Raw genomic sequence first — 14,055 nt, 5'->3', positions numbered from 1 at the left:
CTGCTATTGCAAACACCTCCGCCTACATAAGCGCTACCTTCTAATACAAATGTAAGCCCCATTGTTGCAGAAAACTCTCCTTTTAATGGTGCTAAATAGCCATTAATATCTGCATAGGTTTTGGCACCTAAATTTATACCTGCACAAGCTAAACCTATACTTGCACCGGCGCTTAATTTTACAAATGCACCTACTCTGCCGCCTACCGAGATGGCAATATCCTTAGGGTTTGAGGTGAAATCTGCCTTTAAATATGCCGCGGCAAATAAACCGTGGGTAAATGAGCAGTGTGCAACAGGATCGAGATCTAAATCGAAGCTCGGTAAGAGTGGTATTGGCATTTCGGCCGATACGACTAACAACACTCCTTGCACCTTTGTAAATGCTGTTTTTGTAGCATCGGTTACATCGGCATTGCCAAAATGTTTATAAAATGAGTTTTTTTGTGTTTCGGTTAGGGTTTTATTACCCACCATAAAACCAACGCCTATGCCTGTAAATGGCGTGTATTTTACATCGGCCAGGCCATTACTAAAAATGTACCATTCGCTGGAGCCTAATTTTAATTCTGCATCTAAATCTAAGCTGGCAAAATCTGTATTTTGGTTAAGGTGACCAGATCCAATTAATGCGTTTTCAGTAAAATCGTAAACAATACTTAAACCTTGTACGCCACCTGCACTCATATTATTTACGCCAAGGGCAGATGGATTTGCTACTATATCACCTTTTATGGTAAAACTCATTGGCGATGGTGCTATTCCGTTTGCCCCTGTCATGTCGCCACCGAAGGTAAAGTATTGCCACTCTTTACCTACAACCATGCTTTGTCCGGTTGCTTTATCTAAATAGCTTCCAGCTTTTTCGCCTTCATTGAGGTATATTTTGGTATCTTTTGGTACAGTTAGTTTAGTTTCGGTTTTTGTTTTAGTGAGTTCTACAGGAATTTTATACTTGCCTTTAAGGTCTTTATCTGTTAAATAACCTTTTAAGTAAAGTTCACCGTCGTTAAATCGTTGGTCGCCATCAAATGTTACTTTTATCCCTTTGGTATCTAACCCTAAGTTTTGAAACTTCACATCATGTTTATGTGCTAACTTGCCATTTTCTGCTTTATAGGTTAAATCGTAGGTTACTAAATCTAGTCCGGTGAAACCTGGAATATCCATGTTTAAATCGCCTCTGAAAGTTACAAAATCAGCGCCGCCCCAAACTGTGCTTGGTTTGTATTTCGCAATGCCGTTTAAGGTAACTGCTGGTTGTTTTTCGGACAGTAAAATTCTGGTGTCGTTTTCGTTACCGGTATCATAAAGATTAATATTGTTAATTTTAATTTCATCGGTAGGTTCTAAATCAGGCAAACCTTTAAGACTAGCTAATGAGGTGATGCCAGATTTTGTGATGAGCGATACCGACCATTCTCCTTTATCTTTTGAGTACCCTTTATCGTAACCAAAACTGGTGTACACATCATTTCCGTTTATGGTAATCGGAAATGCATTCAGCAGTTTTAAACTATTAACTTCAAAATCTCCAAAACCAATTTTAGTGCGGCTAACTTTTAAGTTTGAGAAAGGAAAAGTTAAGCCCAAGGCGTTAAGACTGCCTTTAAGGGTAAGGCCTTCGGAGCCAAAAGTCCAGGTTGGAGCCTCTAATTGCCATTGGTTTAATTTAATGGTAATTTTTTGTTGGTTCTCCGATTTGAAACCATTTTCGTTTAAGGTAAACTTTGCTTTAGCTTGTATATCCCGATTAGTTGTGTAAGCTAAATCGGTAGTTAGTGTACCCAAAAATGAAATACCTGTATTCGTTAACATTACGTTTGCATCTGGTGTAACACTAATATCATCTGCCCCAATAAACTTTGGTTTAGCGCGTGTATTGCTTGATACCAAAAATTGGGAAGAGGTCAGGTCAGAATTACCGGTAGAAAATGTATATAAATTATTCGTCTTTTTATCTGCTGGCAAAGCAGTAATCAACGCGTAAGACGCATTTGCATTGTTGAGGTATAAATAGTTGGTATCGCCAACATTATCTGATGATGAAGTTTCTACTCCTTTAGCCAACGATGCAGCATCTAAACCTATTTTTCCAAATATGCTGGCTGTTGTAGCGGTTTGAGGATATAAAGCCAGCCCACCTTTATCCAAAATTTTAATATCGTATTTAGAAAATAACACGGCTTCTAAATCATTTTGGTTGAAAACCATTCCATTTGCCAAGGTAAAAAAGCGGTCTTTTTCCTGTCCCGATGGTGCTTGGTTTACGTTTACCAAAATATCGGTAAATTCAAGTTTACGATCCACATATTTTCTTTTCAGGGTGCTTTCGCTTACATTACCTGTTGGCGTTAACTTGCCCGATATTTTATATTGTGTATTAGTTACATACTGAGCTTTGGTTAGTTCGATTGGAAAACCATACATGCTGTTTACATTCATATTAGGTGCTTTTACAAAGTTGAGCATAACATTAGCGTTTGCACCGCCTGGGTTTATGGGCTGTGTACCTCCAATATAATCTGCTTTAGTACCAATAATTGTGAATGATCTGTTGGCAGGCAACCTGCTCAGCGTTATGGTATAATAGGTTTCGGTAGAAAAAGTTGCTTCATTTTTTGGTATGGCTATTTCATTTTCTGTTATCGCATTATCATCATAACCATTGATTTTTGTTTCGGTAGCGCCATCGGGCGATACCATATCTTTAGCTAAATCATCATCATTTTGCTGTACAGCGCTGTAATAGTTATTATTTTTAGGCGCTGCCGATGCCATTTCAGTTGTACTGGCTTTTTTAAGCGCTCCTAATTTTATCTTTTTGGGTAGTTTATCTGTTTTCGGTACTACTTTAATTTCTTCTTTAGCTGAGTTTGTTACTATAGTTACTTTTTTACTGGTTTTATCATACTCATCTTCATCCATACCTTCAACGTAGGTATTGTACTCGCCATTTAAAGGTTTGGTTTCCCAATTACCGAAAACTTCTTGGGCATTAACTGTTATGCTAACGGCAGGTTCTACTTCTACGCTAACAATTACATCTGTAAGTCCATCTACATGTACTTGTGTTTTTGCGATGGTGTAATTTTTATCGGTTGGTACTATTTTTAACTCGAACTGGCTACCGCCTGCTGCAATTTCCACGTAGTTGTAATTTTTCCCTAAAAAAGTTCCTTTAGTTTGCAAATAATTACCAGTGTTTAAAACTGTTACGGTACTTTCTAATGTGATTTTTGTTCCTTTTTTATAACAATACACCGTAATGTTGCGGGTGTTCTTCTTAACCTTAAACTTTACGGTTTGGTTTGCTATAACATTATCTAACGTAACAACGGTTGTTTTGTAATTGGCTCTATCTACAGGAATTATGGTAAAAGCTACTTTGCCTTTTGGCGATTGTAGCGTTGTAGGGTAACCGGTTTCGGGTTTATAATCGTTCCAGCTAAAATCATCGCCAACAATAATGCGGGCGGCTACTGTATTTTCTTTATCATCAACCACTGTTGTAGTTAACATAATTGGTAAATCCATGTAAACTTTACCCAGATTTTCACGTTGCCCCTTTACCAATGGTTTACCACTATTTAATACTTTATAGGTAACTAAAAATCCATTTTTGGTAAGGCGGAGTAGTTTCCAGCTATCGTATAACCAACTGTTAATATTTTCGAATAGGAAACGACCATTTGTGCCGGTTATAAGATCTTTTTGTGGTGTTTTACCTTTTAAATAAGTTTCGATTTGGCTATTGGTTGCTGTATTTGATAAGCCAGACATATTAAAAAGCTCTACATGAACACCTGATAATACGGATGTGCTTGCGTTACTGCTTGGGTAAACGGCTCCGTCTATGTAAGGCGCCAAAGGAACTACGGGTACGTGTGTGTATCCAATATTGTAATCTTGTGTAGAAAAGACTTGTTGATCGGTAAAACTACCTTGTTTTTGTGTTTCGAAATTGAGCACACTGGTAACCGAAAAAGCATCTTGCGTAATGTAATTGTCTTGACTGGTGCTTATTGGCTCGGCAAAAATATAATACTTATCGTTAATATCGGCTGGTACAATCAATCTATCGAAAGCAAAATAACCTTCTTTTCCGGCAGAGCCAAATGAAACCATTTTATCTATAATTTCGTATTTCTCTGTTTCATTATATGCGTTTTTGCGTTCCCAAATCTTTTTGAAATAGGTTCCTTTATTTGGGTCGCCATCATTTACAGGTCGGCCGATAGGTATTTCATCGCCAATTTTTCGGCATAAATAAACATCCATACCTGCTATTGGCGTAATTGGCGGTGTAGCACCCGGTCCATTGTTTACAGCAAGTTTAGATTTGAAACTATATTGTTGTACCGTTGCGGTTAAGTCTGGTACGTTAATATTTTCGTTTTGGTTATAGGGAATGGGATGAGGTTCTGAATAATACTGATTACTTTGGATTACAACAACTAAATTATAGGTTTGCCCATCGTTAAAGGTATTGTAATCTTGCATGCCCACTTTAAAAGAATATTCTCCATTTTTTTTAACAGTGGTAGTGGCTATTACGCGCTCATCTGATAAAATAGTTCCATCTTTTAAAAGATCTTTTTGAGCTAAATTTCCTTTTAGCAGTTTTAATTCTGTTCCTTCTGGTAATGGCAATGGTGTGTTGGTTTTGCCGTAAGGCTTTGCCCATTTGTAGGTGTACCTGCCAGAAACGTTCATAGAAAGGAATTTTGGTCCAAACTCAACGGTTTCTGTTAAGTTTTTATTGGCAAAATTTGTAGCTTCAAAAGCATTTGTTTTACCACCAATTTTACTTACCGTTTGTGGGCTAAAATATAAAGCATCTAATTCATCAGTTGGCTCAAAAAACACCGTATAAGTATCATTTGCATTTACAGCGCTTACTAAGTTTGAAAAAGAAGTGTTAAAATTATTTGCATCTAACTCGTTAATATCAGTGCTGCCAACCACTACATAACTTTTGGTGCTTTTTTTAATTATATCTTTACCCAGCACGGTTGAAGATTTGTAAATGGGTATTTCTTTAGTTTGCCCTATTATATTTTCAACCTCCCCATCAAATACACTTTCGGCTTTGCGGAGGATATATAATTTGCCTTTATAATTACGTTGCGCTGTGGTAGTTAGCTTGGTATTTACTTTATAACTATATGCTTCAACTGTGTTTTCGGTTAAGGTAATGCTTCTATTATTTGCATTAGGTACCACAAACCAATTTGGATCTGACAGGTGATTATCGTCTATTTTCACCACTAAACCTTCTACAAAAGCGTAGCGTTTACCCGATATAGTTAGGGGTTCTGAAACTTTAAATTGAGCTTGGTTAATTGGGACATCGATTTTTAAACTGCCTTTTCCATCGGTTAAATTACCCATTGCATCGGTTTTACCTGTTGCTACAACTGTTGCCGATGGAATTGTTGGTGCGCCATAAGGGTAGGTTAATAAATCGCTTACCGATGCAATGCTATCCTGCTCCTCTGAATATATTTTTTCGACACCGTTTTCCATCACTTTAACACTTTTGGTTACTTTAAAAACTGGTGCCAACAATTGTACTTTTAATATCTGTACATTTTTATTAGCCACAGGAAAACCTTTTTCCAGCTCTGTTAAAACAACATTTTTATCAAGTTCTGCTTTTATTTTCATTAACTCAGCTTTAGATTTTGCATTCTGCAATTGCGTTTCGAGTTTGATTTTTAGCTCTTTATCTTGTTTTATTTTGTTAAAGCCTGTTGCATAATTATCATAAAAATTATACTGCAAAGTGCCTGATAAGGCGATTGTATAATCTGTAATATTTTTTTCGGATTTTACTGTAAATATTCTTTCTTCTGATAATACACCAGTCGCTATATGCTTTACTTGCCAGGTATAATTGTTACCATCTTTTATATATGCAGCCATTGCTGGCGATGATTTAAAATCTATAGTTTCTTTATTTACAGGAATAAAAATGCCGTTATCTTTTGCTGCATTTTGCTTGTTACCGCCCAATCCTTTAGTCAAATTTGCTTTCTTTTCGGCCGCTAAATCTTCTGCATTTTTTACTTTAGTAATGTGCAATTCGTATTTAGCAGTAACGCCAAAATTGTTTTGTTTCATGGCAACTGGCCCGTCATAAAAACCAACATTGTCATTTTTGGAAGAATTATCGGTGAAAGTCCAGTTAAACTTTAAGTCATCTAAATTTTTAATGGCGATATTTGCTTTGGGCGTATCTAACTGAAGTGTTGAGGTGATATAAGGATTTTCTCCATACCTAAACTCATTGGCACGGCTTATTCCATTATTCTTAAAAACTATTTTTCCACTCGGATCTGTAGCAATTACCCGCCAGGCATAACGTTTACCTTCTTTTAATGGTGGATCTGATGGTAAAAGCGGTGTACTGGTAACGGTAAATATTTTTCTGTTGATGACAGGGAAAGAAGTTGAATTTAAAACCTGGTTAGGATCTGTTTTCACATCAGGCATTTCGGCAACCTGTAAAGTATATTCCATTCCCATTGGTAAGATAACGTTGTTCCCCCAGCTGAATGACATTGTTTTAATGGCCGGCACCGAAACATTCGGTGAAGGGTTCATCAAAAACGGGGCATCCGGATAAATAATGCTGATGGATGAACAGCCCAGTGGTGCACCTGTAGAAATGACCTGATTATTGGCCATATCTACTGCCTGGATACAAAAAGTGTAATTGCCTTCTGGCAAACGCGAGGTCCGCACCAGCTTTACTTTATCAATTCCATATACATTTAGTGTGTTTAAATCGAAAATATCTTTTAAAGCCAGTCCGTTGAGTTGTTTGGTTTCATTTGGATTTAAAATGATTGGCTGTAAAGGAGTATAAGTTGACTTAGTGGAGATTGTGATGCCATTATCTCCACTTAACTGACCAGTCAGCTTAATTTTTTTCTGGGTTGAGGTTAGGTTTTGTACAATCAATAATACTTTGGATGCATTTTGGCCAGCATAATCTGCATAAAAAGGCGAATAGGGCGGCGAAATGCTAACATTGATGTTAACTTGTGCAAACAAACCACATGAAACCATCATTAAAAAGGCAATCAAAAGCAAAGTTGTGCTTCCTTTAAAACGCTTTATAATTGGGGAGAACTTAGTCATAGCAATTGATGTTAAAATTTAAAAGGAATGTGTTAAACCAAGATTTGACCTCAATTCGTTAAATGAAGGAAGCGTTACATCTTTTGAATTGCTCTTTAAATAATTGAGCGTTAAATTGGCCGCATTTCTTTTGCCAAGGCGATAAGAACTGTTAAAATTTACATTAAAAATATTCCCGGCATCGATGTTGTTATTGCGTTGCGATTGATAGCTAACCGAAGCACTTAAGCCCAAATTACCTTTATCCAGCGCTTGGCTAACGCCTAATGTTGGTCCATAAAAAATGGTTTTGCCAAAAGTTACTTCTGCTACCGTATAACTTAAATTGGCGTTGGCGCTAAAAGATTTTTTGGGCAGACCGAACTGATAAGATAAATTGGCCATTTTACTGTTCGATTTGCTATTGGGCTTCGTTAATTCATTTAAATCGACTAGCGATTGCAGATTGCCGACGAGTACAAAACCATGGGTAATACTTTCGTTATTAATATTATAACGTAACATGGCACTTAAATTATGATTGGTTCTGGCCACACGGAACATATCTATAATGGGGTTTAATCCCCGATCTTGTGTGATCCCGAAATTGGTATAGCGGAGGTCTGCACCATAATCAGCTTTATTGAACGAGATATTCGCAGCGCCAATTTTTCGGTTAGACCGGACTGATTTATCGTGCAGGATGTTGTCATTTTGCAGACCAAAACTTCCACCCAATTGCAACTGGCCCTTCATTAAACGCAACATTCCCTCAACCGTATAATTCTGTACATCCGTTTCGAAATAATAAGCGCCCATACTTTTATAATCAGGATCTACCCTACGGTACCTGAATCTTACATTGTAGCTGGTGGCATTGTAACCAATACTGGTTTGTGCTGCTGTTAATAATTGGGTAGAGGAATTGAGCGTAATCAGGTTTTTAATAAAATCAACTTTATCCAACTTTAAGTTTTTAACGGTATCCGATAATACATTTCGGGTATAGATACTGCCTGAAACATCCATATCAAAAACAAAATGTTTCAGAAAACTAAATTTTGAAGAAATGCCCAGCACCATATTTTCTGATGGGCTTAACTCAGTAGAAATTGGTGTAGCGCTTAGAGAACCTACATGGTCTTTGGCATTCAGAAAAATTAGATCCACATGGTTACGTTCAGTACCCCAGCCCAATTTGGCACTGTAACCTGTTCTCTTGTACGCGGCCTGTTGTGCCAAAGCGAGCGGCTGATTCAGATCTTCTTCTATCGCTTTATTAAACCGACCGTAAATAAATCCAAACCTTAATCTGCCAGGATTAAGTTCTATGCCTCCACCCAAAAAATTATGACCGGCCAAGGTAAATGGCGAAAATTCTAAACTTTGCCAGCCCGCATGAAAGGTGGCCCATTTATAAGTCGGACTAATGCCATACTGGTTAAAGGGTTGCGTATAACTCCGTTGTTGATCGCTAACTACAATAGAAAATGGGAACGATATACCGTAAACGGTTAAAGTTGGTGCTCCATTAAAAATATAAGAGAAATCCCTTTGTCTGGCCGGAATTCCATTTACATTATATGTGCCAAGCCCGAGGCCAACGGTACCGTTAATGACAAATGGCTTTTGCTTTGCTATTTGACCTAAATCTTGCGACTTAGCCAAATAACAGGCAGCGAATAAAAACAACACTAAAAGTGATATACGTTTCATAAATTCTACGTTTGTTGGAATAAAGAATAATCAGCAACTTTTTAATCAGCTACATGAATGTGATCACTTTAATGCTTTAAAATCCTTGTCATTTAGATTGAGCTTTTGCATGGTCTGCAACAATGGTGTATTATTAGGATTTATACTTAACACCCCTGTTGTACTTTGTGGAATGATGACTATCCTAACCTTATCAACTGGATAGGCAGTGAAAGTTGAACCAAATCCATTATAAAATGAAATCCTAACTTTTGCGGTAGTTGCATCAACCCTCAACGAATAGCTATAAATTAAATTTTGATTTGGATTTTGGCTTAAATCTGTATAGTTCAACTGTTTCCAGCTATAAACACCCGGTGTTTCTGTTTTTCGCATATACACCATTACAATACCTTTATTTACAGCAGTTAAATGTATGGCGGGGATGTTAAATACCGATGTAGTATCGTTAAATGAGACCCCATGTTTCTTTAAAGCATAGGTATTGAAATTAGCACCTTCACCACTCCAGTTAAAGGTTACATTATCGGGCGTTTCTAAAGAGACTACATTAGCATTCCCATCTGCACCTTTTAAAGATGTACCCGGAAAAGGCCAAGCGCCACCTGTTTTAGGGCCATACATAACATAACTTGTTAAGTCTATGTAAAAATCACCATCGTTACCTAATGTATTTTGCGGAAAACTGCCTCCGCTTAAAATTCTATTTCCATTGGTACCATTAGTTCCATTTGTGCCATTTGCACCATTAATTCCATCCGCACCTTTTAAATTGGTACCGTCACCCCAACCAAAAAGAGCTGTTTTAGGGCCATAAATCATAACCGGAAGCCTTGAAATGTAGAAATCTCCATTTTTCCCCAAATTAGGATCCGGGGCAGTTTCTCCACTATAAATAACAGTTCCATCGGCACCTGCCGGACCAGTAGGTCCCTGAGCCCCAGCTGCGCCACGCAAAAGAATAGGAACACCCCAGCCTGTATTATCTTTAGGGCCGTATAATAAATAATTGGTTTTGTCTAAATAATAATCGCCAGTTACACCAGCAGTTGATCCGGGTGCGCCATTTCCACTTAAGGTTGTACTACCATTTGTACCGTTGGTGCCGTTCGTACCATTAGCCCCATTTGTGCCGTTAGCTCCATTCGTACCATCAGTTCCGTTAGTGCCATTAGCCCCGTTTATACCATTAGTGCCTTTCAGTACAATTGGTGTACCCCAAGCCCCAGCGGTTTTTGGTCCGTATAAATTACCCGTCGTTTTATCTAAGTAATAATCTCCGTTGGCTCCTACTGTAGCAACTGGAACACCCGAACCACTATAAATAATGCTGCCATCTTTACCTGCAGCGCCTGTTGGGCCTTGTGCACCATCAGCACCACGCAATAAAATCGGGATGCCCCAGCCCGTGGCTGTTTTTGGTCCATATAGTTGATAATTGGTCTTATCCAGATAATAATCTCCTGTTATACCAGCCGATGAAGATGGAATACCATTTCCACTTAAAGTAGTGCTGCCATTGGTTCCATTTGTACCATTAACACCATTCGTACCGTTTGTACCATTGGTTCCGTTGGTGCCATTCGCACCAGCTATCCCCATTAAAGTAATTGGCGTAGCCCAGCCAGCAGCTATTTTTGGTCCGTAAAGGTTTCCTGTTGCCCGATCTAAATAATAATCGCCATTTGCGCCAAGTACTGTCGGAGGTGTACCTGTTCCACTATAAATGATGCTGCCATCTTTGCCTGCAGCGCCTAACGGGCCAGCATTTCCTGCCACTCCTTGTGGTCCGGCTGGGCCTTCTGGTCCTTCCAATCCAGTTTCAGAACACGAATTAAATAAGATAGCAATAAGGCAGATGATTAAGAAAGCGTAAAAATTTTTCATAAGGGTAATTTTTGATTGATTGAAGATATTGCTCAATACACAACAATTTGGAACCTAATCGATGAACGGAACGAAATAATCGGTAAAGGGTTTGCCTGGCATTTGTAATCCACACGATCACAGATCAAATTTATCCCAGAATGAGGTTTGACACATAGTACAAACACGACAACCTCAAGCAAATGCATGTTATTTAAAGAGAAGTGTAAAATTCTGATATAAATGCTTAACTTGGATATTGTAAATATTATCCTTAACCTCTCACCTTAAAAGGTCAAAATATTATGGGTTTTACCTATTTTATGCCTGAACCAAGTCTGCAACAATATGTAGAGAGCATTATTGTTATAGACCTCAATTTCAACGAAGATTTCATTAAAGAGATCACAATCGTTCCCGATTACAGGTCTTGCTTATGTTTTATACTCGAAGACAAAATCAGCGCTTATGAAAACGGGCAATTGGTGGAAAGAGAAAACGTGATTCTGGCCAGCTTCCATTTATTTTCTACGATCATGAATCTCGGCAAAAAACACCGGGCGGTCTGTGTGCAATTTAAGCCTATCGGCTGGAACAGTTTGATGGAAAACGTACCTCAGAATGAAGTGCTGAACACCTGTTATGATGCAAAACTATTTTTAGGGAACTATGCAGCTATATTAAGCGAACAGTTGGCAGAAGCAAGTTCGGCCCCTATACAAAATGATATTATTCAGTCCTTTTTGAAGGAAAAACTGAACAGCTTAGCTGCAGCCTCTCCCTTCGATCGGGCCATTGATATTTTTATCCGGTCGGGCGGTAACCTGACCATAGAGCAGACGGCCTCTCTCGCCTGTTTAAGCCTGCGGCAGTTTGAGAGGCTATGTAACCATAAAATTGGTGTTTCACCGCGAATGTTTGGGCGTTTAATTAGATTTTCTAACACCTATAAACTTAAAGAACAACATCCAAATCTATCATGGAACAAGATCGCGTTTCATTGTGGCTATTTCGACCACATGCACCTCATCCGCGACTTTAAACAGTTTTCGGGTACCATACCCACTATTACGGAAGATGAAGACCATTTTAGGTCATTCCCTTACGAAAGCCATAAAAATAATCTTTCGATCAACCCTCTCTAGTTTTAAAAAACCAAGGTAATTTCGGTGCCATTTTCGATACCGCTGCTGATGTTAAATGCTGCATTAATTTTTAAGGCAAGCTCCTTAACAATCAATAACCCATAACCAGATGATTTGCTTTTTACCTGCTTATTATCTATTAACGCCTGGATCTGATCAGCAGGGATTACCCCACCTTGATTAATTACAGCGATATAAATCTGGCTGTTTTGATTTAAACCTGCCCTTAAATAAATTGTTGTTCGGTTAAAAGCATGATTGATTGCATTCTGCACCAAATTGCGTAAGATAATCAGCAATAAATTTTGATCGCTGTTTAAGCTGCCTATCCCCTTAATTTCTGTGATTAGCCTTATCTCTTTGGCATCGGCCTGATTTTGCATCAACAAGACGGTATCGCTGAACAATTGGGCCAAATCAACCTCGTCAATGTCGAGTTCAAAATTTTCCATCTGACTTTTGGACCAGAGTAATAGATCTTCCATTGTTTCTAAGAGATTTTTCGAAGATGTTATTAATTTTTGTCGGTGTTGATCCCGCTCTTCTTCAGAGACCTGAATATCATTTTTTTGCTGGAGCTTTAAAAAAGTGAATAACTGGCTTACAGGACTTCGTAAATCGTGAGAAATAATACCAAATAATTTTGTTTTGGTTAAATTGGATTCATTAAGTTTTTTATTTAGAATATCTAATTCCCGGTTTTTTTGATCTAATATATTGGCCGATTGCTTTTTATTCCTATAAATGGCATATAATAATACTGCAACCAAACCTGATAGTAAAAGACCTGATATGAGCCACCATTTTTGTTTTTTGGCAAATAGCAGTTGTTCGTTCTGAATATCGATCAATTGCTTCTTTTCTTTATTTTGATATTTTTCTTCGGCTTCAGCGAATATTTTTTTGGTATCAATTGCAGTTAAAGAATCTTTAACCATGCTTAGTTTTTTGCTGTAGGCATATGCTTGTTTCCAATTGCCTAAACCTGCATAACAATTTGCTATGTTTTCTATCGAGGCGATGCGCATATCTTGATAGCTCCAGGCAAGCGCCAATGGTTCGGCTTTTTTAAAATAAGGCAATGCTTTTGTATAATCCTTTAAGGCTAAGTATACTTTTCCATTCACGTAATTTAATTGCGCTTTATAAAAATCAAAGGCCCAGATTTCACCTATTGTATTGGCGTGCGTACTGTATTTTAAGGCCTCTTTGTTTTTACCGAATTTGATAAAACCCTGCGCAAAGTACATATCAGCATCTAAACAATTGTTCCATAATTCGGCATTACTGTATTTTTTGCAAATATTTAATAAGCTATCATAGTATAATTCTGCCTTACTCATTTTCTTTGTGATCACTAGGTTTTTGGCAGTATACAAATAATAGTAGCTTAGCAAAACCTTATTTTTAACTAAATACTTGCGCATCTCCTCCAAATAAACCTGTTGTTTAGCCTCCTGGTCCATATTACCATAAGTTCTAGAAACGATTACCGCTGCCTCCGCCACTTCGTCTGAGCTTATTTTTTTCGACTGGTATAATTCCTTATAATTTGAAAATGCGTTTAAGGCATATTGAAGTGCTTTCCCGTCGTTGCCGGTCAGTTTATAATACCTCGAAATAAACAAGAGGGCAACTGCCACAGCATAGTTATCTTTTTTGCTATCAACCACCGTTTGCAAAACCTTTGCAATAGAATCCCTCCGGGCTTTGCCTGATTTCTTTTCCGGATTGCAAAGCGACAAGATAGAACCTAAAGATTGTGTAATGATTTTTGTATCGGTAACCTGCCTGGCATATTTTAGTGCCTGTTCATAATTTTTGATACAAGAATCAGAAGAAGCCGTACTTGATTCGGTTAAAAGACCTTTGTAAAACCAAAAACGGCACAAATGCTTCGCATCGTTTTTGGGGGTAATTTTAAATGCCGTAGTTAGGGTTGTTCCGAGTAATTTATTATCTCCCGCCAAATAAACAGAATCGCACGAAAGAAGTAACTTTTCTAAATAATCATTAATATTATTTGCCGATTTTATTTTAGGAAAATCTGGTTGTTTTTGGGCAAATACCCCTGCACAATAAAAGAAAAGAAAAAAAATAACGATGTTAAATAGGTATTTTTTCATCATTGATATTTAAAGTCAACCATCAATTAAAAATTTTCTTAGCTTCCTTAACATACGTTTTACCTACCGGAATAA

Annotated in this window: 5 protein-coding genes; 1 reads left to right on the top strand and 4 read right to left on the bottom strand. The window is 37.7% G+C overall.

The window, feature by feature from the left end; translation table 11 throughout:
* The 3 genes from AC1DND_RS03575 to AC1DND_RS03565 form a co-directional block, all read right to left on the bottom strand.
* On the bottom strand, positions 1–7,148 hold a 7,148-nt coding region (locus AC1DND_RS03575; protein ID WP_477579177.1), incomplete at its 3' end, for a hypothetical protein.
* 18 nt (positions 7,149–7,166) lie between these two features.
* Positions 7,167–8,843, bottom strand: a complete 1,677-nt coding sequence (locus AC1DND_RS03570; protein WP_477579175.1) for a hypothetical protein — start codon at positions 8,841–8,843, stop codon at positions 7,167–7,169.
* Positions 8,844–8,906: 63 nt separating this feature from the next.
* Positions 8,907–10,730 (bottom strand): collagen-like domain-containing protein, encoded by a 1,824-nt coding sequence (locus AC1DND_RS03565; protein ID WP_477579173.1) that lies wholly within the window; start codon positions 10,728–10,730, stop codon positions 8,907–8,909.
* 284 nt (positions 10,731–11,014) lie between these two features.
* Between AC1DND_RS03565 and AC1DND_RS03560 the strand changes: the two genes are divergently transcribed.
* Positions 11,015–11,854 (top strand): helix-turn-helix domain-containing protein, encoded by an 840-nt coding sequence (locus tag AC1DND_RS03560; RefSeq protein ID WP_477579171.1) that lies wholly within the window; start codon positions 11,015–11,017, stop codon positions 11,852–11,854.
* Between the two features lie 2 nt (positions 11,855–11,856).
* On the opposite strand, the gene AC1DND_RS03555 is transcribed toward AC1DND_RS03560, so the two are convergent.
* Entirely contained in the window at positions 11,857–13,980 is a 2,124-nt protein-coding gene (locus AC1DND_RS03555) for an ATP-binding protein (protein WP_477579169.1), read from the bottom strand.
* Between the last annotated feature and the right edge of the window lie 75 nt (positions 13,981–14,055).

Source organism: Pedobacter sp. 01N416, from assembly GCF_056399685.1.
This window is presented reverse-complemented; position numbering and strand designations above follow the sequence as displayed.

Excerpts from the sequence above, each read along its gene's own strand:
- AC1DND_RS03570 (WP_477579175.1), bottom strand. The coding sequence starts at position 8,843 with ATGAAACGTATATCACTTTTAGTGTTGTTTTTATTCGCTGCCTGTTAT.
- AC1DND_RS03565 (WP_477579173.1), bottom strand. The coding sequence starts at position 10,730 with ATGAAAAATTTTTACGCTTTCTTAATCATCTGCCTTATTGCTATCTTA.
- AC1DND_RS03555 (WP_477579169.1), bottom strand. The coding sequence starts at position 13,980 with ATGAAAAAATACCTATTTAACATCGTTATTTTTTTTCTTTTCTTTTAT.
- AC1DND_RS03560 (WP_477579171.1), top strand. The coding sequence starts at position 11,015 with ATGGGTTTTACCTATTTTATGCCTGAACCAAGTCTGCAACAATATGTA.